This is a genomic window from Oceanobacter kriegii DSM 6294 (genome assembly GCF_000422845.1).
GTDB classification, from domain to species: domain Bacteria; phylum Pseudomonadota; class Gammaproteobacteria; order Pseudomonadales; family Oceanobacteraceae; genus Oceanobacter; species Oceanobacter kriegii.
This window is the reverse complement of sequence record NZ_KE383931.1, coordinates 570,422-594,627: the sequence shown is the minus strand read 5'-3', so window position 1 is coordinate 594,627 and position 24,206 is coordinate 570,422. Positions and strand designations below refer to the sequence as shown.

At 55.2% G+C, this 24,206-nt stretch carries 23 protein-coding genes; 12 read left to right on the top strand and 11 right to left on the bottom strand.

The window, feature by feature from the left end; translation table 11 throughout:
• Positions 1-33 precede the first annotated feature (33 nt).
• Both der and G516_RS0115930 read left to right on the top strand, forming a co-directional pair.
• Positions 34-1,551: a ribosome biogenesis GTPase Der gene (gene der / locus G516_RS0115935; RefSeq protein ID WP_028294484.1), complete on the top strand. Its 1,518-nt coding sequence runs from the start codon at positions 34-36 to the stop codon at positions 1,549-1,551.
• A gap of 298 nt (positions 1,552-1,849) precedes the next feature.
• Entirely contained in the window at positions 1,850-2,485 is a 636-nt protein-coding gene (locus tag G516_RS0115930; RefSeq protein WP_028294483.1) for a class I SAM-dependent methyltransferase, read from the top strand.
• Here the strand turns inward: G516_RS0115930 and G516_RS0115925 are convergent.
• Positions 2,472-2,981 (bottom strand): glycine cleavage system protein R, encoded by a 510-nt coding sequence (locus tag G516_RS0115925; RefSeq protein ID WP_028294482.1) that lies wholly within the window; start codon positions 2,979-2,981, stop codon positions 2,472-2,474. The two genes, G516_RS0115930 and G516_RS0115925, sit on opposite strands and share 14 nt — an antisense overlap.
• Before the next feature lie 294 nt (positions 2,982-3,275).
• Here G516_RS0115925 and G516_RS0115920 point away from each other — a divergent pair, with 294 nt between their 5' ends.
• From G516_RS0115920 to G516_RS25285, 4 genes are all read left to right on the top strand, one after another.
• Complete coding sequence (locus G516_RS0115920; RefSeq protein ID WP_028294481.1) at positions 3,276-4,574, top strand: homoserine dehydrogenase; 1,299 nt, start codon at positions 3,276-3,278, stop codon at positions 4,572-4,574.
• Positions 4,575-5,088: 514 nt separating this feature from the next.
• Positions 5,089-6,006 carry an NAD(+) diphosphatase gene (gene nudC / locus G516_RS24080; RefSeq protein ID WP_051219504.1) on the top strand — a complete coding sequence of 306 codons (918 nt, stop codon included), beginning with the start codon at positions 5,089-5,091 and terminating at the stop codon, positions 6,004-6,006.
• Positions 6,003-6,395, top strand: coding sequence for a VOC family protein (locus tag G516_RS0115910; RefSeq protein ID WP_322785995.1), 393 nt, complete (start codon positions 6,003-6,005; stop codon positions 6,393-6,395). Before nudC ends, G516_RS0115910 begins: the two co-directional genes overlap by 4 nt.
• 49 nt (positions 6,396-6,444) lie before the next feature.
• Positions 6,445-6,735 carry a cysteine-rich CWC family protein gene (locus tag G516_RS25285; protein ID WP_407635452.1) on the top strand — a complete coding sequence of 97 codons (291 nt, stop codon included), beginning with the start codon at positions 6,445-6,447 and terminating at the stop codon, positions 6,733-6,735.
• A 10-nt stretch (positions 6,736-6,745) separates the two neighbouring features.
• On the opposite strand, the gene G516_RS0115900 is transcribed toward G516_RS25285, so the two are convergent.
• The 7 genes from G516_RS0115900 to G516_RS0115870 all read right to left on the bottom strand — a co-directional run bounded on the left by G516_RS0115900 (position 6,746) and on the right by G516_RS0115870 (position 14,910).
• Positions 6,746-7,510, bottom strand: a complete 765-nt coding sequence (locus tag G516_RS0115900) for an IclR family transcriptional regulator (protein ID WP_028294479.1) — start codon at positions 7,508-7,510, stop codon at positions 6,746-6,748.
• Positions 7,511-7,682: 172 nt separating this feature from the next.
• Positions 7,683-9,206, bottom strand: coding sequence for a CoA-acylating methylmalonate-semialdehyde dehydrogenase (locus tag G516_RS0115895; protein WP_028294478.1), 1,524 nt, complete (start codon positions 9,204-9,206; stop codon positions 7,683-7,685).
• Between the two features lie 17 nt (positions 9,207-9,223).
• On the bottom strand, positions 9,224-10,402 hold the full coding sequence (locus tag G516_RS0115890; protein ID WP_028294477.1) for an iron-containing alcohol dehydrogenase: 1,179 nt from the start codon (positions 10,400-10,402) through the stop codon (positions 9,224-9,226).
• A 72-nt stretch (positions 10,403-10,474) separates the two neighbouring features.
• On the bottom strand, positions 10,475-11,827 hold the full coding sequence (locus G516_RS0115885) for a TRAP transporter large permease (protein ID WP_028294476.1): 1,353 nt from the start codon (positions 11,825-11,827) through the stop codon (positions 10,475-10,477).
• A complete protein-coding gene (locus tag G516_RS22890; protein ID WP_084645115.1) occupies positions 11,817-12,476 on the bottom strand; it encodes a TRAP transporter small permease subunit in 660 nt (219 codons plus the stop codon). Before G516_RS22890 ends, G516_RS0115885 begins: the two co-directional genes overlap by 11 nt.
• A 92-nt stretch (positions 12,477-12,568) precedes the next feature.
• Positions 12,569-13,639 carry a TRAP transporter substrate-binding protein gene (locus tag G516_RS0115875; protein ID WP_036536755.1) on the bottom strand — a complete coding sequence of 357 codons (1,071 nt, stop codon included), beginning with the start codon at positions 13,637-13,639 and terminating at the stop codon, positions 12,569-12,571.
• Between the two features lie 416 nt (positions 13,640-14,055).
• Positions 14,056-14,910, bottom strand: a complete 855-nt coding sequence (locus G516_RS0115870; protein ID WP_028294474.1) for a LysR family transcriptional regulator — start codon at positions 14,908-14,910, stop codon at positions 14,056-14,058.
• A 116-nt stretch (positions 14,911-15,026) separates the two neighbouring features.
• Between G516_RS0115870 and G516_RS0115865 the strand changes: the two genes are divergently transcribed.
• Positions 15,027-15,464, top strand: a complete 438-nt coding sequence (locus G516_RS0115865) for a PACE efflux transporter (protein ID WP_028294473.1) — start codon at positions 15,027-15,029, stop codon at positions 15,462-15,464.
• Positions 15,465-15,486: 22 nt separating this feature from the next.
• On the opposite strand, the gene G516_RS0115860 is transcribed toward G516_RS0115865, so the two are convergent.
• Positions 15,487-16,365: a LysR family transcriptional regulator gene (locus G516_RS0115860; RefSeq protein ID WP_028294472.1), complete on the bottom strand. Its 879-nt coding sequence runs from the start codon at positions 16,363-16,365 to the stop codon at positions 15,487-15,489.
• A gap of 212 nt (positions 16,366-16,577) precedes the next feature.
• Here G516_RS0115860 and G516_RS0115855 point away from each other — a divergent pair, with 212 nt between their 5' ends.
• Positions 16,578-17,351: a ferredoxin--NADP reductase gene (locus G516_RS0115855; protein ID WP_028294471.1), complete on the top strand. Its 774-nt coding sequence runs from the start codon at positions 16,578-16,580 to the stop codon at positions 17,349-17,351.
• A gap of 206 nt (positions 17,352-17,557) precedes the next feature.
• Here G516_RS0115855 and G516_RS0115850 read toward each other — a convergent pair whose 3' ends face one another.
• On the bottom strand, positions 17,558-18,079 hold the full coding sequence (locus G516_RS0115850; RefSeq protein WP_028294470.1) for a MarR family winged helix-turn-helix transcriptional regulator: 522 nt from the start codon (positions 18,077-18,079) through the stop codon (positions 17,558-17,560).
• Between the two features lie 270 nt (positions 18,080-18,349).
• Between G516_RS0115850 and G516_RS22885 the strand changes: the two genes are divergently transcribed.
• Positions 18,350-19,222 (top strand): DMT family transporter, encoded by an 873-nt coding sequence (locus tag G516_RS22885; RefSeq protein WP_169449550.1) that lies wholly within the window; start codon positions 18,350-18,352, stop codon positions 19,220-19,222.
• Between the two features lie 152 nt (positions 19,223-19,374).
• On the opposite strand, the gene G516_RS0115840 is transcribed toward G516_RS22885, so the two are convergent.
• Positions 19,375-20,745, bottom strand: a complete 1,371-nt coding sequence (locus G516_RS0115840) for a YjiH family protein (RefSeq protein WP_036536753.1) — start codon at positions 20,743-20,745, stop codon at positions 19,375-19,377.
• A 336-nt stretch (positions 20,746-21,081) separates the two neighbouring features.
• Between G516_RS0115840 and G516_RS0115835 the strand changes: the two genes are divergently transcribed.
• The 3 genes from G516_RS0115835 (at position 21,082) to G516_RS0115825 (ending at position 24,142) form a co-directional block, all read left to right on the top strand.
• Complete coding sequence (locus G516_RS0115835; protein WP_028294468.1) at positions 21,082-21,531, top strand: hypothetical protein; 450 nt, start codon at positions 21,082-21,084, stop codon at positions 21,529-21,531.
• A 382-nt stretch (positions 21,532-21,913) separates the two neighbouring features.
• A complete protein-coding gene (locus tag G516_RS0115830) occupies positions 21,914-22,975 on the top strand; it encodes a phospholipase A (RefSeq protein ID WP_051219502.1) in 1,062 nt (353 codons plus the stop codon).
• Positions 22,976-23,008: 33 nt separating this feature from the next.
• Positions 23,009-24,142, top strand: a complete 1,134-nt coding sequence (locus G516_RS0115825) for an ATP-NAD kinase family protein (RefSeq protein WP_028294466.1) — start codon at positions 23,009-23,011, stop codon at positions 24,140-24,142.
• Positions 24,143-24,206: the final 64 nt, after the last annotated feature.

The window sequence follows — 24,206 nt, the reverse complement described above, 5'->3', positions numbered from 1 at the left end:
AACGCTCCCCTTTTGTATTTATTGAGGTATTTCATGGTTCCTGTCATTGCATTGGTAGGTCGACCGAACGTTGGCAAATCCACTCTGTTTAACCGTCTGACCAAAACCCGCGATGCGCTGGTGGCGGAGATTGCGGGCCTGACCCGCGACCGTAAGTACGGCGAAGGCAAGGTCGGCGACTATCCATTCATCGTGATTGATACCGGCGGTATCAGCGGTGAGGAAGAAGGCATTGATGAGGCCATGGCTCACCAGAGCTATCAGGCCATTCAGGAAGCAGACATTGTTTTCTTCATGGTGGATTCCAACGCCGGCATTCTGGAAGGCGACCGTGTGATCGCCAACCATCTGCGTAAAAGCGGCAAATCGGCGTATCTGGTTGCCAACAAGATCGACGGTAAAAACCCGGACGTTGTACTGGGCGAAATGTATGAGCTCGGTATGGGCGAGCCTTTGGCGATTGCTGCGGCGCACAACCGTGGCGTTACCGCGCTGATCGAATACGTCATGGAAGAGCTGCACGGCAAGCCGGAAGAACCGGAAGCTGACCCGGACGAGTGGAACTACGTTTGGGATGAAGACGAAGACGGCAACCTCGAAGAAGTGGTTCACGAAGAACTGGACGTCAAAGGCATCAAAATTGCCGTGGTTGGCCGTCCGAACGTGGGCAAGTCGACGCTGGTAAACCGCTTTTTGGGTGAAGACCGTGTGGTGGTGTACGACGAAGCCGGTACCACCCGCGACTCTGTTTATATTCCGTACGAGCGTCACGGTCAGGATTACACCCTGATTGATACTGCCGGTGTCCGTCGTCGCAAGAACATCAGCGAAGCCGCCGAGAAGTTCTCCATCATCAAGACGTTGCAGGCCATTCAGGACTGTCACGTGTGTATTCTGGTGCTGGACGCCCGTACCGGTATCGTCGAGCAAGACTTGCACATGCTCAGCTTCGTGCTGAACGCCGGTCGTGCTCTGGTGATCGCCATCAACAAGTGGGATGGCATGACCCAGGACGACAAGGATCGCGTGAAAACCGAGATCGACCGTCGTTTCGACTTCCTGACCTTTGCCGACATGCACTTTATTTCAGCGCTGCACGGCACCGGTGTAGGCCACCTGTACGAATCCGTTGATCAGGCGTACGAATCAGCGATGGGTAAGTGGCAGACCAACATGCTGACCCGCATTATGGAAGACGCCGTTGCCAGCCATCAGCCGCCGATGGTACGTAGCCGTCGTCCGAAACTGCGTTATGCGCACCAGGGTGGTTCCAACCCACCGTTGCTGGTGGTGCACGGCAGTCTGGTCAACGACCTGCCAGAAGACTACAAGCGTTATTTGGCCAACACCTTCCGTCGGGTGCTGGACATCAAGGGTACGCCGATTCGGGTTGAATTCCGTCAGGGCGAAAACCCGTATGCTGAGGTGAAGAAAGAAGTACGTCACCGTAGCCGCCGTCGTGCCGAAGCGGTGGAACGTACCTCTAACAAGCGTCGTATCAAGCAGGAAAAAGTCCAGAAAGGCGCCAAAAAGCGCAATCGCAGTGGCTGATCACGCTTGGCTCAGCTAACAACCGAAAGCTGAACGCCGAAAGCCGGACTCCGAAAAGAGTTCGGCTTTTTTGTGGGCGTCGCTCTAGCTTCTGCACGTCTGTCAGGTTGGTTTTGGCAGTTAATACCTGTCTTAGCTGTCAGCAGGGCTTGTATTTGGCATATGGGCTTATGGGGAGCGCAAAATTCGACCAATCTGAAACGATCAAATGTTTTCAGGCTGCATGAGGACTGGCTTAGCGCTGCGTTAGCAGCGGTGCCGTTCTGGTCGTAGCCCAGATATTCAGAGCGAGGGAGTTATGCCTTCACCATTGGCCAGTGTGCCGTATTACGAAAAACACGCCGCTCGTTTGGCGGAATCCTACGACATGCTCGCATTCGAGCAGTTGCACAACGATTGGGCCAGCCGCCTGCCAACTCCTGGCAAGGCGTTGGACGTTGGTGCTGGCACCGGTCGTGATGCCTTGTGGTTGGCGTTGCATGGCTGGCAGGTAACGGCGGTTGAGCCCGCCGATGCCATGCGTGAGCTGGCTGCCCGTAAAACCCTGGCGCTGGGCCTCGATGATGACGCGTTAAGCTGGCACAACGACGCTTTGCCAGCGCTGAGCAGTGTTCAGGGACAGCATTATCAGCTGGTGCTGCTGTCGGCAGTGTGGATGCACTTGTCGGTGGCCCACCGTCCGGCAGCGTTCAAACGGCTGATCGAATTACTGGACGAGGACGGCATGCTGGTGATGACACTGCGGGATGGCCCGAACGAGTGTCAGCGGCCAATGTATCCGGTCAGCAAGGAAGAAATCATCTCGCTGGGGCGACCCATGGGATTGCAGGTTGAAGTGGTGAGCGGGCGGGGCAAACAGCCGGATCTGCTCAAGCGCCCGGACGTGCGCTGGCAGACCCTGATCATCAAGCGCGAAGCACTCAGGCTGGTGTGATTTCCACCATCAGCTCGTCGCTTAGCTGCTCCAGTGCTTCTTTCACATCGTCGTCGTCCAGTTCGTCTGGCACCTGCAATTCTGCATCGGCATGGAACATGGTGACACCGGTCATTTCAGCCTGGAAACAATAGGTCGTCAGTTCCAGTACGTTCACACCCAGTTTGGCCATCTTGCCAGACACTTCACTGACAATACCGGCGCGGTCGTTGCCGACCAGACTCAGGTTGAGGTGGTGGCTACCTTCTTCGTCATTGCTGCCGCGCTCGGCGCGGATCTCAATGCCTTTGCCAGCCAGTGCGCCCAGATCCGCAATCAGCGGCTCGTAGGCTTCATCTTCCAGTTTGACGTGGATAATACCGGCAAATTTGCCCGCCAGACTGGCCATGCGGCTTTCAGTCCAGTTGCCGTTGTGGGCGGAAATCACGGCGGAGATATGTTCAACAATGCCGGGCTTGTCGTCGGCGATGACCGTAAGAACCAAGGATGTCGTCATAGGAAAGCTGCCAATATAGTGATGAAAACAGCGCTGAGGTTAACAAGCCTTGGCGTTGGCACCAAGCAGGATCGATGATACCTGGTCAATATCGTTGATCCTGATGCCGCCTTCCAGTAGCCTTTGGCGCTTTGTTTTGTCTGCGGCCATCGCCCTTGGTGGTGGCCCTGTGGTAAATTTCCCGGCCCGAGCGCCGTGCAGAGATTTGCAGGCAGTCGATGACGTCGGCCAGTTGAACGGCAATGACCTTGTGTCAGCCAGTCCGTGCCGCAATTTATTCAAGAGGAGATGACCTTGAAACCGGTAAAAGTTGGTATCTGTGGTTTAGGTACAGTCGGCGGTGGTACTTACAATGTACTGACCACCAATGCGCAAAACATTGCACGCCGGGCAGGTCGCGAGATTATTGTGGCGCAGATTGGCGCCCGTCGTCCGAACCCGAATTGTGACACCACTGGCGTTGAAGTGACCGCCGACATCTTTGACGTTGCCCGCAACCCGGACATCGACATCGTGGTTGAGCTGATTGGCGGCTACGACGTTGCCCGTGAACTGGTGCTGCTGGCGATCGAAAACGGCAAGCACGTGGTGACGGCCAACAAGGCCCTGATCGCCGAGCACGGTGAAGAAATCTTCGCCGCCGCTGAGCGTCAGGGTGTTTCCGTGATGTACGAAGCAGGCGTTGCCGGTGGTATTCCAATCATCAAGGCCCTGCGCGAAGGTCTGGCGGCCAACCGCATCAACTGGCTGGCAGGCATCATTAACGGTACCGGTAACTTCATCCTGACCGAAATGCGCGACAAGGGTCGTGACTTCGCCGACGTGCTGAAAGAAGCCCAGGAGCTGGGTTACGCCGAAGCCGATCCTACGTTCGACGTTGAAGGCATCGATGCGGCTCACAAGCTGACCATTCTGGCTTCCATTGCATACGGTATTCCGCTGCAATTCAGCCGCTGCTACACCGAAGGCATCAGCAAGATCACCCGTGACGACGTTGAATACGCCGAAGAGCTGGGTTACCGCATCAAGCACCTGGGTGTGAGCTGTCAGACTGAAAAAGGCATCGACCTGCGTGTTCACCCAACCCTGATTCCGGAAGATCGTCCAATCGCCAAGGTTGACGGTGTTCTGAACGCTGTGATGGTGAACGGCAACGCTGTGGGCGACACCCTGTACGTTGGTGCTGGTGCTGGCGCTGGTCCAACTGCGTCTGCCGTGGTTGCTGACATTGTTGATCTGGCTCGTACCCTGGAAGCCGATGCGGCCAACCGCGTTAACCACCTGGCTTACAACGTCATCGAAGATGACAAGGTACTGTCAATTGAAGAGGTGGAAACCGCTTACTACCTGCGCATTCAGGCGCAGGACAAAACCGGTGTACTGGCGTCAGTGGCGACCATTCTGAGTGAGCGTGGCATCAACATTGAAGCCATCATTCAGAAAGAGCCTTCTGAAACCGAAGAGCTGGCGCAGATCATCATCCTGACGCACCGTGTTATGGAAAAAACCATGAACGGCGCGCTGGAAGCCATCAGCGAGCTGGACAGCACCGTGGGCGACATTACCCGCATCCGTGTTGAACACCTGGCCTGATTCGATCTGAGTCAGTGCTGATCAAAGCCCTGTCCCCGGACAGGGCTTTTTTGTTTCTGCCGGTTGATATGGCTGTTTGCTGCAACGGCCTGATCATTTGCGGGCACGCCATCACAGCGTTATGTTGTAAAGGGGACATCTATTTAATCCGGTGCTCACTCTGGGCTGCCGGATGGTGTCGAATCACGAAGCCGACTTGCAGGCCTGACGGGTCAAGTCAAAAGTCGGCGACACAGAGTCGAGATCATCCGGCAGCCCCCGCAGGGCACGGGTTGCCGCCGCCCAGTGCTGTGTTGACGAACCTACGCGGCCCGATTTGAAAAGACTCGACCGGACAGGTTCGTCATTTCGCTGCATTCGTCGCCTTCCACTGAACAACGGCAACACTCGCGCACGACTGCATGGATGCAGGAGGTAGGGCGAAGCAGGAAGCCCGAGCCGAGAGCCGTGCAGGATTAAATAGATGTCCCCTAGAGACCGATTTCCTTCGAACTGACCTGATAAGGTGGATCGTGTGAGTATTTCCAAAGATCAGGCATCTGCGTCTGATAATTACTGTGTGCCAGATAATCACTGTGTCATTGAAACCTTCGAGCTGGTGGACACCGAGCTACCGGCACCAGAGAGCAGCAGCGGCTGGTTTCTGACCATTGCCAATGGCGAATTGCCTACCGACAGTCATGGTTTGCTGGTGTTGTGGACCCAGGCCCAATTTGATCAGCAGTTTGCCAGTGTCAAAGGCCTGGTTCGCCAGTCGCCGCTGTTTCTGGGGTTGGCCAATGGCAATCAGCCTTGTTTTGTCGCAGTGCTCGATACTCAGCCAGAACTGAAGGCTGCCAACTGGGTTCCACCGAGAGCGCTGTTGCCAACGCTGTCGGCAGACCAGTACCTGGCGGTGTCTCGTGGCCTGCAATTGGGCGTTTGGGCGCGTGATCATGCCTATTGTGGTGCCTGTGGCAGTGCTACCGAGCCGCACAGCAGCGAACGCGCCATGCACTGTGTTTCGTGCAACAAGTTCTATTACCCGCGCATCAACCCCTGTGTGATCACCATTGTGACCAAAGGTGACTATTGCCTGTTGGCGCACCACACCCGTTACGCCACCGACTTTTACAGTACGCTGGCAGGGTTTATTGAAGCGGGTGAAACCATCGAAGCGGCCGTACACCGTGAGATTTTTGAAGAAGTGAGCGTGCGGGTGAAAAACCTGCGTTACTTCGGTAGCCAGAGCTGGCCGTTCCCGGGACAGCTGATGGTTGGCTTCAGTGCTGAACACGCCGAAGGCGAGATTGAAATCGATGGCAACGAAATTGACGACGCTCGTTGGTTTCACTACAACGAGCTACCCAACACACCGGGAACCGTGTCGATTTCCGGCCAGTTGATCCGCCAGTTTGTTGAAGCTCGCAAGGCGGCCAATGGCGAGCTGTGATCGGCACTTGGCTGGAAATATCCAATGAGGAGAGCAGCATGCATCAGCACGGAAAACTGAACTACGTCGAATTTGCCAGCCGCGATCTGGCCGCTACCAAAGCGTTTTTCGGCAACGCCTTTGATTGGCAATTTACCGATTATGGCGACGATTACACGGCGTTCAGTAATGAGGGGCTGGACGGCGGGTTCTTCAAAAGCGACAAGGTTGCGACTCAGGCTTCAGGTGCCCCCTTACTGGTGTTCTACAGTGCAGAACTTGAAAACACCCAAGTGGCTGTAGAAGCGGCTGGGGCTGAAATCAGCCAGGCGATTTTCAGTTTTCCCGGCGGGCGTCGCTTTCACTTTGTTGAGCCGGGAGGCAATGAGTTCGCAGTATGGTCCGAGTAACCCACCAGCTGGGTATAAAGACGGTCAGCGTCGTGGGAGTTAATACACTGTGAGCAATCAGACCAGTCAGCAGCTTGTGACAAGTGCAGTAAAGACAGATGCAGTAAACAGAGACGCAGCAAAGACAGAACCTGAGCGCTTTGAGCCCGAGAGTGTTTGCCCAGCCTGTGGGCAAGCCAACAGCTGCACCATGGCGGCGGGCAAAAGTGCCTCCAGCTGCTGGTGCATGACTACGCAATTTTCAGAGAACGGTCGTGACTTGGCGTTTCAGACCGATCACGATCGCTGCTTGTGTCAGCGTTGCGCGACGTCTGAGGCCAACGAAAAACGTCTGGACTAAGCCTGCCGGGTTATTGGGCGGCGACCAGCAAGTTTTCTATTTCCGCCGCAGTTTCCAACAGCTTCGGAGCCATGGCTTCCATATCTTCAATTGACTGCCGGATCACCGGGGCGTGGCAGAACAGTGACGCGAGCATGCGGCCGTTGAGTTTGATGGGTACCGAACAGGCAACCATACCGTCGATAAACTCCTCGTTATCCAGCGCGATGCCACGTTTACGAGTCAGCTCCAGTTCTTCCAGCAGCTGATTGTGATCGGTGATGGTCTGACGTGCACGTTGCACCAGCTCGACTTTCGGAATCATACGTTTGAGCTGTGCCGAAGGCATCTGGCTCAGGTAAAGCTTGCCACCAGAAGTGCAATACATGGGCACCCGGCTACCAATCGGCAGATACACCTGCAATGGCCAATTAGCCTGCACACGATCGTAGTAAATCATCTCTGTGCCATCGGGCAGTGAAATACCACAGGTCTCGCCGGTGGTGGCAGCCAGGTTTTCCAGCAGGATGCGGCGTTCGGTTTTGAAGTGGTTATTCTGCAAGGCGCCCATCGATAAGCGGTTCAGGCGGTCGGCAACCATCAGATTACCGCGCAGGTTGGTTTGTACGTAGCCTTCGGCTTCCAGCGTCTGTACCAGTCTGTGTGCGGTTGCCTTGGGGATGTCCAGTTCATAGGCCAGATCGGTAGGGGACATTGGCCGGTCGGCCTTGGCGATGGCTTCCAGTATTTCCAGAACCCGAACGATGGAGGAGCCTTTTTCGCGTTTGCTATTCATCGGTGAAGGTAATCTCTGTGCTGGTGCAGATCTTGTAATACTGACCAGTATAACGGCTAGCCGATCGAATTGATCGGCTAGCAGCTGTCAGATCACAATAGTGATGCTGACAACTCTTCTGCTAACGCATGTCAGCAGCACAAGCTGTGCTGCTGAGGCCATAAACAGATGCTTACTTCATGGTTGGCATCGAGAACTCGTTGCTGGCACCGGCGGCACGAATGCCAGTTGGCCAGCGCTTGGTTACTGTCTTCATACGGGTGAAGAAGCGTACGCCGTCCGGGCCATGCATGTTCAGTGCACCGAAGATGGAGCGCTTCCAGCCGCCAAAGCAGTGGAACGCCATTGGCACCGGAATGGGCACGTTGATGCCGACCATACCGGCCTTGACGTTTTCCTCGAACTGACGAGCAGTGTCGCCGTCGCGGGTGAACAAGGAGGTACCGTTACCGAACTCGTGATCGTTGATCAGTTGCAGGGCTTCGTCGAAAGAATCTACCCGTACTACGGCCAGTACCGGGCCGAAGATTTCTTCCTTGTAAATGCGCATGTCTTTGGTGACCTTGTCGAACAGGGTCGGGCCAACGTAGTAGCCGTTTTCGAAGCCTTCCACTTTGAAACCACGGCCATCAACCACCAGTTCTGCGCCTTCTTCCACCCCCAGGTCGATGTAGGACAGTACTTTTTCCTGGTGCTGTTTGGTCACCAGGGGACCCATGTGGGGTTCGCGCTTCTCTGCTGAAAACGGACCGGTGCCCGGGCCAACGATCATTTCAGCGATTTCGCCTTTCAGGCTGGTGATCAGGTTGTCGGCAACATCGTCACCCACACAAACGGCGACTGAAATGGCCATACAACGCTCACCGGCAGAGCCGTAAGCGGCGCCCATCAGTGAGTTCACCACCTGACCCGGATCGGCATCCGGCATCACGATCATATGGTTTTTGGCTCCGCCCAGAGCTTGACAACGCTTGCCATGGGCAGAAGCTGTGGAATAGATGTATTCCGCGATTGGCGTGGAGCCAACGAAGGAGACTGCCTGAATGCGCTCGTCGGTAAGCAATACGTCAACAGATTCCTTGTCGCCGTTCACGACATTGAATACGCCTTCCGGCAGACCGGCTTCGTACAGCAGTTCGGCCAGCATCATGGTTGAGCTTGGGTCTTTTTCCGACGGCTTCATCACGAAGGTGTTACCGCAAGCGATGGCCACTGGGAACATCCACATAGGTACCATGATCGGGAAGTTGAATGGAGAAATACCCGCACAGACACCTAACGGCTGCATCATGGACTGGGAGTCGATACCACGGCCCACATTGAGCGAGTATTCACCCTTGCTGGCGTGTGGAATGCCACAGGCAAATTCCACCACTTCCAGGCCGCGGGTGATTTCGCCATGGGCATCCGAGAACACCTTGCCGTGTTCCAGCGAGATCATCTCGGCCAGTTTGTCGCGGTTGGCTTCCACCAGTTCCTTGAACTTGAACAGCACGCGAGCACGGATTACCGAAGGGGTCTTCGACCATCCTTCAAATGCCGCTTGAGCCGAAGCAATGGCAGCACGAGTCTCATCGGCGGTAGACAGGCTGACGTTGAGGCGTTGTTCGCCAGTCGCCGGATTAAATACCGGGGCGCGGCGCTCGGACTCGCTGGCGCTTGGACGGTTGTTGATCAGGTTGCCGAGTGTTTCCATTGGGGTCGTCATTGTTATTACTCCTGGTTCCATACTTTTTCGTACAGGGCGATCATTTCTTGTTCAGTTGGGACTTTCGGGTTGTTACCGGGGGAGCCAGAGGCGGCGGCTTGCTGCGCCATCAATGGTCGTAATTCGAAGTACTTGTCCTTGTCGCAGCCAAACTCCGCCAGTGACGGCACCTTGGTGTCGAGATTGATGGACTTGAGCTCAGCCACCAGTTTGGTGCAGGCGATGTCATCGCTGTCTGCTTGATTCGCAAAGCCCATGGCGCGGGCACAGTCGGCGTAACGAGCGGTGGCCGCCGGGATTGAGAATTCGGTAATGGCTGGCAGCAGCATGGCGTTCGACATGCCGTGCGGTACGTGGAAAAACGCGCCAATAGGGCGACTCATGCCGTGCACCAGTGCCACCGAGGCGTTGGAGAAAGCGATGCCCGCCAGGGTAGAACCCAGCATCATGGCTTCCCGGGCAGCGCGATCAGAGGGCTCGAAGTAGGCCTTACGCAAGTTAGGGCCAATCAGACGTAGCGCTGCCAGTGCCTGCTGGTCACTGAATGGGCTGGCCTTGGCACTGACATAGGCTTCCATGGCGTGGGTCATGGCGTCGATGCCAGTATCGGCGGTAACCCGCGGTGGCAGGGACAGTGTCAGTTCGTAGTCGATCAACGCCGCCACCGGCATAAAGCCGAGGCCAACGCAGAGCATTTTCTCGTCGACGGTGTCGTCAGTAATGATGGTAAAGCGAGTCGCTTCCGAGCCTGTGCCTGCGGTGGTCGGAATGGCGATCAGCGGCAGACCTTCCTCATGCACATCACGGGGGAATTTGTAGTCACGCATCTGGCCACCGAACTTGCCAAGAATGCCGATGGCTTTGGCCGAATCGATCGGAGAACCGCCGCCGAGGGCAACGATGCTGTCGAACGGCTGGCCATCGATACCTGCACGAACTGCGTCAACGCCTGCGGTAATGGAGGCTTCGGTCGGCTCCGGTACGGTATCGTCAAATACCGCGTGGGCCATTCCGGCTTCGTTCAATGTGGCCGACAGCACTTCGGTGTAACCCAGCTTCACCATCATCTTGTCGGTGATAATCAGTGGGCACTTGCATCCCAGTGAGGTCAGGATGGCTGGCAGTTCCTTTGAGGCCCCGGCTCCGGCTTGCATGATGCGGGGCAATACGAGTCTGTTGCTCATGGTCGTTCCCTTGTTGTTTTTGGTTCAGATATTGGTCATTAAATCTGCTGTGACGCTTGGCTGAGTTTGGGGTTATTGGTAGGCCACGCTGGGCAGCCAGGTGACGATGTCGGTCCAGCTGAAGACAATGGCGATGCCAACCAGCTGGATGGCAATGAACGGCAGTACACCGCGGTAGATAGTGCCGACCTGAATGCCTTCGGGAGCCACGCCTTTCATATAGAAGAGGGCAAAGCCAACTGGCGGCGTCAGGAAAGAGGTCTGCAGGCACACTGCAAACAGGATGGTGAACCACACCAGATCAAAGCCGAGGTTGGCCACTACCGGAGCAACCAGCGGCAGGATGATCAGGGTGATTTCGATCCAGTCGAGGAAGAAGCCCAGAATAAAGGTGGCCAGCAGGATGCAGATGACGATGCCCGTTGGGCCGAATGGCAGGCTGGTCAGTGCACCTTCGATCAGTTCGTCACCACCGAGCCCACGCAGTACCAGCGAGAAGGCAGTGGCACCGAGCAGCAGTGCGAAAATAAAGGCGGTGGTCTTGCTGGTTTCCTTGCAGGTGTCGTGCAGGGTTTTCAGATCCAGTCGGCCTTTCGACCAGGCCAGCAGGGCCGCGCCTGCCGCGCCTACACCGGACGCTTCGGTTGGTGTAGCAACACCGGCGAAGATAGATCCCAGTACCGCCAGAATCAGGCCTGCTGGTGGCAGTACCGCCTTGAATACGTTCCAGACCAGTTTGTAATCGACCGGCTCGGCATCTTCGGGGGCCGGTGCCATGGACGGTTTCAACCAGCCAACGATCAGAATGTAGGCAATATAAAGTGCTGCCAGCATCAGGCCCGGGAAGAAGGCTCCCAGAAACAGGTCACCAACGGACAGACCCAGACGGTCGCCCATCATCACCAGCATGATCGACGGTGGAATCAGAATACCGAGGGTGCCGGTGGAACAGACGATGCCGCAGGCCAGTTCCTTGTTGTAGCCGTTCTTGACCATCAGGGGCACGCCCAGCAAGGCCAGCAACACCACTGAGGCGCCAACGATACCGGTCGATGCGGCCAGCAGTACACCAACGACGGTGATGGTTACTGCCAGTCCGCCACGAATGCGACCGAACAGGCGTACGAGGTTGGACATCAGGTCTTCAGCAACCCCCGAGCGATCCAGCATCAGCCCCATAAATACGAACATGGGGAGCGCCACTAACACCCAGTTGGTCATCACGTCCCAGATTCGTGGAATGGTGATTGAGATGTAGTTCCAGTCGATGCCAATCCAGGTGTCGAGCCAGAGGTCAGAAGCCATGGCAATGACCGAAAAGATCATCGCAACGCCACCCAGAACCCAGGCCACCGGATAGCCACTGAACAGCAAGACGATAAACGTGCTGAACATGGCGATGGCGAGAATTTCATTAATTTCCATGGCTGGCTCCTGCGGTTTGGCTGTGGGATTCAGCGTTGGATGTACCAAGGGATTCACCACTGGCCGAACGCGAGAACAACAACGCCAGCACCCGTGACAAGCGCGCCACCATGGCAATGGCGATCAGCGCAAAGCCGATCAGCAGAAAGGATTTGATGATCCAGCGATTGCCGAGGCCACCGGGTGCGTTGGAGCGTTCACCGGTTTCGATGGCGTATTCGATAAACGGAATCGCGTACCAGATCACCAGCGCCAGAAACGGCAGCAGCAGTACCAGCATGCCGAACATTTCTACCCAGGCCTGGGCTTTGACGCTGAAACGGTCGTGTAGCAGGTCAACTCGTACGTGGTCGTCGTGGACGAAGCAGAACGACTGGGCAATCAGCCATCCTGCCGCGTACAGGTGCCATTGCAGTTCTTCAAATTCGATGCGGCCTTCGCCAAACACATAACGCAGCAATACGTTAAGCACGATGATGGCCATCAGGATGACCCAGACCCAGCTGCAGGCTTCTCCAACCTTGTTCAGCAAGCCATCCAAAACAAGCGACAAACGGGTGTGAGGCAGTCTGGGATGGTGGGCGATACCATCCAGATTAAGTTGTTCAGACAGCGCGTCGCCGTCCGTCACGGGTAGTGAAGGTTTCATAACAAGTCCTTTCCCTGTGGGGGCTGAACGCCTGGCAAGTGTGAGTTTGGTTAAAAAAGGCCCGCCCGAAGGCGGACCAGAGACGCACACGCTTACAGGTCGTCAGGGAGATAGGCGAGTTTCTTCCAGGTGCTGTACTTGGCAGCAAACGCTTGTTGAGACTCGTAGATACGCTTGAAGTCGGCATCGGCCGCTGACTGCTCGGCCATCACCTTGTCGGAGGCTTTCTTCAGACCCGCCAACAGTTCATTGGACATACGGGTGGCTTTCACGCCTTTGGCCGGGAAGCCGGCGATGATGTCGCCCTGAATGGCTTCGCCACGGGTGAGAGCGCGGAACGTACCGGCAGTACAGGCCATGTCGACCAGAGCCTTACGGTCGTCAGGCAGTTTGTCCCAGACGGTTTTGTTCACCAGCAGGTGGGAGGCGGTGTACGTCTGGTGCCAGCCGGGGAAGTAGTTGTACTTGGCGACCTTGTCGAAGCCCATCATCTGGTCGACAGCTGGCATGGAAAATTCAGAGGCGTCGATGGCGCCTTTTTCCAGTGCCGGGAAAATCTCACCGCCTGGAATCACGGTGACCGATGCCCCCAGTTCCTGCAGCACCTTACCGCCCAGACCGGCGAAGCGGATTTTCAGGCCCTTGATGTCGTCGAGGGTTTTGATTTCTTTCTTGAACCAGCCAGCCGTTTCCGGACCGATCACAGAACACAGCACCGGATGGGCGTTGTGTTTGGCGTACAGGTCTTCTGCCAGTTTTTTGCCTTCACCGTCATACCACCAGGCCGCGTAGGCCCATGGCTCCATACCAAATGGTACAGCCGACAACAGCGCCGAAGCGGGGATCTTGCCCTGGTCGTAACCGAGCCAGGCATAGGCGGCAGGTACCTGATTGTTCTTCACCGCTTCGGTGATACCGAACGGTGGTACCAGTTTGCCTGGTTCGTACACTTTGAACTGGACCTGATTTTCACTGGCGGCACCAATTTGTTCGGTAACCAGTTTGATCGGGTCGCCAAGGCCTGGCAGGTGGGTGCCAAAAACGGTAGGGATTTTCCAACGTACTTTTTCACTGGCAGATGCTTCAGTGGAAAGACCGATCAGGGCGGTGGATAGTGTGACAGCACTAACAACGCTTAGCAGGGATTTCCGTGTCTTGAACATGACATTACCTCATGGGGATGCGCACGTTTTTGTGCGTTTTGTTTTTATTTTGAGATCTGAGGTCTCGATAAGCGTTTTTATATTTGCGTCAGCGGGTTTGGATTGTCAAACAACAAAATCAATTAAATTGATACTCAAGGTCTCATTTTGTTAGTTTTTTCTTGGTGGAGAAAAGAAAAATGCTGTGAAATCACAGTGTTGGGATGAGATGTAGGCGGTACTTCAGACCTTTGTCGTAGTGGTACGAATGAACACTTCAGAAAGGACCAAATGAGCCACACAGTGTCGGGTGTCGGGTGTCGGGTGTCGGGTGTCGGGTGTCGGGTGTCGGGTGGCCAGGCTCGTTGCAGGTTTGATTTCAGAATGGGGGCAGTTAGTAGAGCTGGACGGCCATTCTCCGTCGATCCTTGCTCATTTCAGTTGCGGGTAATCTGATCCACCAGCCATTGGCCAGCCACGCCCGGCGCGTTGTTTCTGCTCCAGATCACGTCCAGTGCCACGGTGCGCGGATAGCCGCGTACGTTCAAACGGGTCAGCTCCTGACCAAAGCGTTCAACCAGAGAATCCGGCAGTTCAGCCCAACCCAATCCCATGCGGGTGAATTCCAGCAGGGTCAGGTAATCCGGCACTGACCAAACGTTGCCGGTGCTGGTATCGGGCTCGGGCGCATAGGTTTTCAAACGCAGCTGGCGTTCGGCGCTCAGTTCCAGATTGCTGCAACTCGGCAGGGCCGCCAGCGGGTGGTTGTGGCTGACGTAAAGATTGAATGCCGCCTGGGACGACAGCCGCTGGTGGGCTATGTCGGCGGGGTAGTGGGGCTGGCTTGCAGTAAGCCCCAGCTGGGCGAAATCTTCCTGAATCATCACAATCACATCGCCGTGCTCGGACGGCCCGCATCGAAATTCGGTGTCGGGAAAGCGTTCGGCAAAGCGGCTCAGCAGTTCACGGTTCAGTAGCGGCAGAAACAGGTCGCTGGCCACCATAGAAACCAGTGATTCGACGTTATCAACCAGGCGCACGCTGAGGGCGTTCAGCTGTTGGTTGGCATTCAGAATGGTATTCACAACACCCAGCACCTGACGGCCAGCGGCGTTGATACGTGGCTGGCGACCGTCGCGGTCGAACAGGGGGCAACCAATGTCGGCTTCGAGATTGGCAATGGCAACGCTGATGGTGGACTGGCTCTTGCGCAGTTTACGGGCGGCAGCGGAAAACGAGCCCAGCTCTGCCGCCAGTGCAAAGGCGGTGAGCGCTTCGGGAGAGTATTTCATCTATTAATAAAACCGATAGAAGCTATTTTCCAACTATCGTAAAAATGAAAGAGCATGGCAATGCTATCACCTGATCCCATCACTTTTACCCATGACTTCTGAGGGGGGAATTGACCATGACGACCGCTGCTGCGAAAACCGCCGAGCGCATTGTTCATGCCTTGCTGTTCGAGCTGTTTGCTATCTTGCTGCTGACCCCGATTGCGGCGCTGGCACTCGATAAGCCGCTGCTGAGTGTTGGCTCACTGGCGCTGGTGCTGTCTGCCATCGCCATGAGCTGGAATCTGGCTTACAACCTGCTGGTGGATCGTTATGTTCAAGTACGGCGGATCGACTGGCGCTGGCGTCATCGGCTGCTGCATGGGCTGGTGTTCGAGCTGGCGCTGATCGGTATTTGTGTGCCGCTGGTGGCCTGGTGGTTGGCCATCAGTTGGTGGCAAGCCTTGCTGCTGGATATCGCATTCTTTGTGATTATTTTGCCCTACACCATGGTGTTCAACTGGTGCTTTGATCGCTGTTGGCACCAGTTGATGAGCCGAACCCTATCCCACTGAGATAGGGTTCAGGTACTGTTTATCAGACGTTTTCACACAGCTTCAGCCAGGCTTCCAGACCGGCAGTTTTGAACTTCTGCTTGTGCAGCACAATGTATAGCTGGCGGCCAAAATCCCGGTGAGGGGTGTTTACTTCGCAGAGGTCACCACGTCCAAAAGCGTCTTCAAGAGTAATGCGTGACAGGCAGCCAATGCCGAGGTCAGCCTGCACCGCGCGCTTGATGGCTTCGGTGTGTTCCAGCTCAATTGCAACAGTCAGTTGCGGCAACAAACCGTGCATGCCCCGATCAAACGCTTGTCTCGTGCCGGAGCCTTCTTCGCGCAAAATCCACTGGGCTTGTGCCAGCGCCTGATCATCGGCGCTGTCGAGTTTGGCCAATGGATGATCCGGGTGGCAGAACACCACCAGTTCGTCGTCTTGCCAGGGCTGGATGTCGAGGTCGGGGTGATTGATTTCACCTTCAATCATGGCCACATCCAACTCGAAGTTCAGCACCTTGCTGACGATGTGTTCGGTGTTATCCACCGTCAGGGCGATTTCAGCACCGGGGTGCTGCTTCAGGTAGTCAGCCACCATGCCTACCGCCATGTAGTTGCCAATGGTCAGGGTGGCCCCCACACGAAGTTTGCCGGTGCCGTTGTGCTGCATCAGGTTGTTTTGCAGGGCGGTGGCCTGTTCCATCAGTGACATGGCCTCTGGCAACAGCAGGCGGCCTTGTTCGTTCAGTTGCAGGCGCTTGCCAATACGGTCGAACAGTTGCACGTCGAACTGGTTTTCAAGGTCTTTCAGGGCCGATGACGCAGCACTCTGCGACATCGCCAGATGGTCGGCGGCGCGGGTCAGATTGCCGCTTTGGGCAATCGCAATAAACACTTCCAGTTGGCGCAGTGTGTATCTCATCAATGGGTGCTCGTGGTTGCTGACGTTTGCCCACAGGTGAACGTCTATTTTCGGAAAATCCGATTATTAATATTTATACAACCCGTTTTATCGAAAAAAAGCGCGGGCGTACAGTAAAACCATCAAGCAACCGCCGATGAGAATGGCCAGCTCCAGCGGATAACCCAATTATTCAGCGACGAACAAGATCGCGATTAGCCTGGAGATAGAGAATGAGCAAGTTGATCAAGGAAACCGTGACCAGCGTTCACCACTGGAACGATACATTGTTCAGTTTCACCACCACCCGAAATCAGGGCCTGCGCTTCAAAAACGGTCACTTCACCATGATCGGGCTGGAAATTGAAAACAAACCACTGCTGCGCGCCTACAGCATTGCCAGTGCCAACTACGAAGAAGAGATGGAGTTCTTTTCCATCAAGGTACAGGACGGCCCGCTGACCAAACATTTGCAGAAACTCGCGGTGGGCGACGAAATTCTGGTGGGCACCAAGCCAGTGGGCACATTGATTTCCGATAACCTGCTGCCGGGTAAAAACCTGTATTTGCTGAGCACTGGCACCGGGCTGGCGCCGTTTATGAGCATTATCAAGGACTACGAGATTTACGAGCAGTTCGACAAGGTCATTCTGACCCACGGTGTGCGTTACGTCAGCGAGCTGGCGTATCAGGATCGCATTGAAAACGAGTTGCCCAACAACGAGTACTTTGGCGATGTGGTACGTGACAAGTTGATTTACTACCCAACAGTGACCCGCGAGCCGTTCCGTAACGAAGGCCGTCTGACCGATTTGATCACTTCTGGCAAATTGTTTGAGGACATTGGTTTGCCAAAACCGGATCTGGAAAACGATCGCTTTATGCTGTGCGGTAGCCCGGCCATGCTGAAAGACCTGACCGATATTCTGGATGGTTTGGGCTTCCAGGAAGCGCGTCAGGGCAACGCTGGTCACTACGTGATTGAGCGTGCCTTCGTTGAGAAGTAAGCCCTGCTAAAATTATCTTTCTATAAAGATACTTCCATGATGGCTTCTGAAATCTTTCAGAAGCCATCATTCCTCTCTGCTGTTTTTCTGTACAAACTGACGATCACTCCAGGGTCAACGGCTGGGTGGCGAATGCGATAGCTGTCATCACAACGGATCTTTCTGAACGATTGCTCAATGTATCTTTATGTAAAGCTATATCCTGATCAGTTGTTCGATTTTTTACCCATCGGTTGGCCTTCAAACTGCGTCAGCCAGTGTTTCAGCAGTCCGCCCAGCGCGTCTCGCTCTTCATTTCCAAGCGATTGCGTCAGCCGATTAAGGTTGTCCATGTGGGATTCAACAGCCCGATGAGCAACCGCACGACCGGCAAACGTCAGTACCACCAGCATGGAGCGCTTGTCGGATTCGGATGGTTTTCGACTGATCAAACCGGCTTTTTCCAGCCGGTTCAGGCGGTTGGTCATGGCACCGGAAGACAGCATCGCGCTTTGAAATAACTCGGTTGGCGTCAGTGTCCATGGCTCTCCGCTGCGTAACAGCGTCGCCAGCACATCGAATTCGCCGAAGTTCAGACCATGCTGTTTGTGGCACGCTTCGACTTCCGCCGCCAAATGGTTGTAGAGGCGGTAGATCCGGCCAATCAGGGCCATGGAATCTGTGTTCATGCCGGGCTTTTCGTTCGCCCACTGCTCAATGATGAAGTCTACGTGGTCTTGATCAGACATGATGTGGAGCCCACTCCGCAGGTATTGAATAAATGACCGAATGTTAACCGTGGCGTTGTAAGTATTCCATGTTAACAATCTTAATATTAAGTTAATTTATCTTGGTGTTAAGATAAAGTGTCTTTACTTGAAGATAAAATGCTAACAGAATGCCGTCTTTGACAGGCGATGGGGAAACCCGGCTCTGATGTCGGCGAACAACGGCTGTCGGTGTTGCTACCGGCACAAGGTCAACTGTCTTTATCTGAAGATAATGCGAGGTTTATGGGCATGAAATACTGGCTGATTGGCGTACTGGCGCCGTTGTTGTGGGGCACAACGTACGCGGTAACCCAGCACTGGATGGCCGACATTGATCCATTGTGGATTGCGGCATTACGGGTACTGGTGCCTGGCTTGTTGATGTTGCCATTTTTGCCTTTGACGGTGATCCGACAGCACTGGCATCGCATGTTACTGCTGGGCGGTTTGAACATTGGCATTTTTACCGTGCTGCTGTTTCAGGCCATCAGTCGTTTGCCGGGTGGCGTTGCTGCAACCCTGGTGTCGACGGTGCCGCTGCAAATTCTGCTGATGCGTTGGGTGAGTGGTAGCCGACCACAAACCGCCAGCTTGCTGGCTTCCATTGGTGGCAGTGCCGGTGTTGCCTTGTTGGTGTGGCGCGCCAGTGAACCCTTGAATCCGGTCGGGGTGGGCTTTGCTCTGGCGGCTGGGTTTTGCATGGCATTGGGCATGGTGCTGACACCTCGATATTCCCGCGGAGTGCCACCGTTGCAGATGGCCGCCGGACAACTGTTGTTGTGCGGTCTGATATTGGTAGCAGCGGTATTGAGTACTGGACGGGCGTTACCCGAGTTTGATGCGGCGGCACTGATGGCCTTTATCTGGATTGCTCCGCTTGGAATGGGCGTGGGCTTCTATTGCTGGTTTTTGGCCATGCAGCACATTCCGACCGATAAACTCAGCTTCCTTGGTTTGCTGAACCCGCTGATTGCCGTGGGCTGTGGGGTCGTGCTGATGGGCGAAACCCTCACCTTGATGCAGTTATTGGCGGTGGGGATTGTGTTGAGTTGCGTGTTGGTGGCTCAGGTGAAGCCTAAACAATCACCAGCACAGCCATCGGCCGATAAGGCCGTTTGCTGACGGGACGCTTTAAACCAGGGGCTCTTTAAACCAGGGGCTCTTTAAACCAGGAACTCTGGCAGTTTCCAATCAAAAGCACCGGCGGGCTAACATCCGTCCGGTGCTTTTTGTTTTTATTGCTGTTGCTGTTTCTGGCTACGGGCTCAACAGGATCAGAAAATCAGGTGAGCTACCGCAGCAATCACTGGCAGAGTGATCAGCGTCCGCAGGATAAAGATGATGAACATCTCCAGCAGATTGATTGGCAGACGACTGCCCAGAATCAAAGCGCCAACTTCCGACAGGTAAATCAACTGGGTGATCGACACCGCGGCGATCACAAAGCGGGTCATTTCGCTTTCAATCGATGCTGCCATGATCGACGGAATGAACATATCCGCAAAGCCAACCACCAGGGTTTCAGATGCGGCTACAGCTTCCGGGATATGCAACAGCTCCAGTAGTGGCACAAACGGCATGCCCAGCACACTGAAGATACTGGTGTTTTCAGCGACGACCAGTGCCAGGGTGCCAATGGCCATCACCACAGGTAACACACAGAACACCATTTCCGCCGCGTTGCGGGCGCCGTCCACCAACACGGCTTTGGCACCTCGGCTACCTTGCGCCCGTTCGATGGCGCTGTTCACACCAATACGTAGCAATTCGCCGAAGGATTTGCTGGCCAGTTCGCAGGGAGCGGCTTGTTCGCCGTTCAGGTATTCGTTCGATTTTCGGCTCAGGGGTGGCAGCCGCGGAATGATCAGGGCAGCAACAAAACCGGCCAGCGACACGGCAAAATAGAACGGAATAAACAGGTGTTCGAGCTTCACTTGCGACACCACGACCAGCGCAAAACTAATCGACACTGCTGAAAAGGTGGTCGCAATCACGGCGGCTTCGCGCTTGGTGTACATGTTCTGTTCGTACTGCTGGTTGGTCAGCATGATGCCTACGGTCCCGTCGCCCAGCCAGGAGGTCACGCAGTCGATGGACGAACGGCCCGGCAGGTTAAACAGTGGTCGCATCACTTTGCTCATAAAGCTGCCAACCAGCTCCAGCAAGCCAAAATCCAGCAGCAATGGCAGCAGCAAACCGGCAAACAGGAACACCGACAGCAAGGTTGGCATCAGCTCGTTCAACACCAGTCCGCCGGTGTATTCGTGCCAGATCATGTCGATACCTGTGCTGTTAAGAGCCATGATGGCAAACGCCGCTCCGAGCACGCGCAACACCAGCCAAGGCAAGCTGGTCAAAAACAGGGTGCTGAAAAAAGGCTTGTTGTGCAGCGGTTTGGTAAAGGTTGTGATCACCGACAGCGCCGCCGCAAGGCATATCAGGGTGGTGACAACAGTAGGGGCGGAGTGACCAAGCAGTCCCTTGAATTCGGCTGCCAGAATGGCAATGGGAATGGTCACACCGCCGTCGTAGGGCACTGGCGTCATAAACAGCAGCAGGCCAATAAGAGAGGGGATGATGAATAGCCAAATTCCGCCTTTGGAGGCCGGCTTGGCATCGCCCATGTGAGTCACTTCATTCGGCATTCTCTGGTCCTTTATTATCAGTTGTTGTGGCCTTTCCAGCGACTGCCGACCGGGCAATGGCTGTTCAGGTAGCGTTTCTGGTTCAATTCTCAGACTCAACAATCGTTGGCCCGGCCAGAAAACAAGTGCTGGCAATCTACTACCGAATCGAAAGGATTTTGTTTTCATTGATCTTCCCCAAACCGCAGATATTGCATTTGGGCTACGAAAACTGGCATTGAAGCTGCAATTACCTACTCACAGTGGTTCAGAACCCGGCAAGCAGCAGTAGAAGAGGCTGCAATTGACGGGATTCTGACGAAATAACCGCAACAAGTGTCAGAAAAGAGGTGAGTCATGGCAGGTCAGGGTCGTTTGAGTGACATCATGCGCAGTTTGAATCAGGCCAATGAAGTTGGCCTGCGGATTCGGTCGGCGGGCTATGTGCTGGAAAAGTCGGACATGAAAGCCATGCTGGCAGAGCTGGCGGGGTCGATTTCCGAAGCCAAGATGGAGTTGGGCATTCTTCAGGGCTATCTGCAAGACAAAGACGTCGAGCTGAAAACCATGGGGGAGCTTCTGCACACCAAGGCCAATCTTCGTCGACGTGGTGATGGTTACTACAAAAGCCGCGAAGGTCGTCCATACGGCCAGCCGTATTGTTCCTACTGCTGGGAACACGAGCACAAGCTGATGCATTTGCATAATCGCATTCTGAAGAAAGACGTTCGTATTTGTCCGCACTGCAAAAACGAATATCAGGCCCAGCGTACGCCCTATCTGGAAGCCGATGCCTTGATGATGTAACGGCTGATCGAGCGGTTAATTACACGGGATTCAAAGGAATCAATTTACGGCCCGGACTGTCAAGATAGCGGTCAGTCACTTACTATTCAGGGACCCTCTGAGTAACTCGGTGCCCGCTCTGGATGACAGGGCGACGCTGAGTCACGAAGCTGATTTGCAGGCCTGATGGGTCAAGTCAAAAATCAGCGACACAGAGTCAGCAATGCCCTGCCATCCCCTTTGGGCACGGCCTGCAGGCCGCCAGAACGGTGTTGGCGAACTTGGAAAGGGCCAGCCATTCCGCTGCATTCGCCGCCTTGTTCTTACGACCTGCAGGACTCGTGCAGAGCTGTGCAGAGTTATTCAAAGGGTCCCTATCACAAATAATCAGGAAATCCGGGTCATGTTTGTTTTCAGGCATTCGTTCGCTGCCGTGCTGGCAGCTGCTTTTCTTGCTCCGTGTGTGGCAACAGGGGCGCCAGCCTCAGAAACCGACCAGGTCGATCAACCTTTTGCGAATGCAGACAGTCAGGACGACATCAAGCCGTTACTGGATGGCGAGCCGGTGAAGCGCCAGAAAGTCGATGTGGAGATGATTGACCCGTCTGAATTCAAGGAAAACATCCGCAAGAACGCGCCACGGGCGGTGGAGCGCATGCAGATTGAAGACATCGCCGCCTCCAGCCCTTTTGTACTGCTGCCGCATCGTCCCAATTACATCATGCCACTGAGCTGGCAGCGTCGACCTAACAACCGTGAGCTGGACGAGTTGGTGGATTACTACTCGGACGGCGAGAAAGAATACGACGGCGATTTTGACCACCTTGAAATCGTCATGCAGCTGAGCGTCAAATACATCGTTGCTGAAGACATCCTCACCAAGCTCGACCGGCTGGAAGTAGCTTACACCAACAAGTCGTTCTGGCAGGCCTACAACTCGGATATCTCACGGCCGTTCCGTGAAACCAACCACGAACCGGAAATCATCTACTCCTGGTTGCCAGACTCCCGGTGGCTCGACCACGCCAGTATTTCCCTTAACCATCAATCCAACGGCCAAACCAGTTCGTTATCGCGTAGCTGGAATCGTATTGAGTTTTCGGGCGCCTGGGCGTTTTCTCATGGCTTATGGGGATTGCGCACCTGGTGGCGTATTCCGGAGGAGTCGTCATCCGACCCGTTTGATCCCACCGATGACGACAACCCCGGCATTGAAAGCTACCTGGGCTATGGCGAGCTGCGCTACATCCGCAACTATGGCCGCCGATCTATCGCAGTGATGATGCGCAACAACCTGGATTTCGACGACAACCGTGGCGCTTTTCAGCTGGACCTGACCTTCCCGCTCACTGAACGACTGACCTGGTTCGTGCATTACTTTAATGGCTATGGCGAAAGCCTGATTGATTACGACCGCTTTCAGGAGCGTATTGGCGTCGGCATCAAGCTCAGCGACTGGATATAATGGCCGTTTTGCAGTGACGGATTGAGCAACCACATGATTCGACTCGGATTGATCGTAAACCCCTGGGCTGGCATTGGCGGCAGCGTAGCGCTGAAAGGCAGCGATGGTGAAGCCACGGTGGCCGAAGCCCTGAAGCGGGGAGCACAGCAAAAATCCGGCTTGCGAACCTTGCAGGCATTGGAAATTCTCAAGCCGCTGGCGGATCAGTGTCAGTTCCTGACCTGCCCGGACGACATGGGCGCCAACTGGCTCGAACAGGCCGAACTGGCGTTTGAATTGTTGCCGATGACGCTGCCAGCCGATGGTCAAACCCGTGCCGAACATACGTTAGAAGCGGCGCGTTTGATGTTGGCGGAAAACCGCCAGCGACCCATCGACCTGCTGCTGTTTGCTGGCGGTGACGGCACTGCCCGGGATATCTGTTCTGTGGTTGGCGATGCGATCCCGGTGCTGGGTATTCCGGCCGGGGTGAAAATTCACTCCGGGGTGTACGGCATTACTCCGGTGGCTTCTGCAGAAGTGGTGGCTCAGCTGATTCGCGGTGGGCTGGTAGATGTGCGGGAGTCGGAAGTGCGCGACCTCGACGAAGATGCTTTTCGCAAAGGCGTTGTCCGTGCCCGTCATTATGGCGATATGAAAGTGCCACAGCTGGGGCATTTTGTGCAGGCCGTGAAAATGGGCGGCGTGGAATCGGAAGAGCTGGTATTGGCCGATATCGCCGCCACCTTGCAGCAGGAAATGGAAGACGATTGCCTGTACCTGATCGGCTCGGGCAAAACCACGCAGGCGCTGCTGGATGATATGGGCCTGGATGGCACCTTATTGGGCGTTGATGCGGTATTGAATGGCGAACTGATTGGCCGTGATCTGACCGAACAGCACATTCTGCAACTATTGGCGCAATACCCTGAACGTAGGGCGGTGTTGAGCATCATGGGTGGGCAGGGCCATATTATTGGCCGTGGCAATCAGCAGTTCAGCCGTGAGGTGTTGAGCCAAATTGGCCGCGAGCAACTGATTCTGGTCAGCACCAAAACCAAAATCACCGAACTGAACGGACGGCCGCTGGTGATCGATAGTGGCGACAGCGAGTTCGACCGTGCTTGGGCGGGCACCATTGAAGTCCTGACCGGCTATCAGGACCGAATTCTCTACCCGGTTGGTTGATACGGACTCTCCGAATAGCTCTGCACGAGCCTTTTATTGTCCCGTTATACCCTTTGTGTCATGT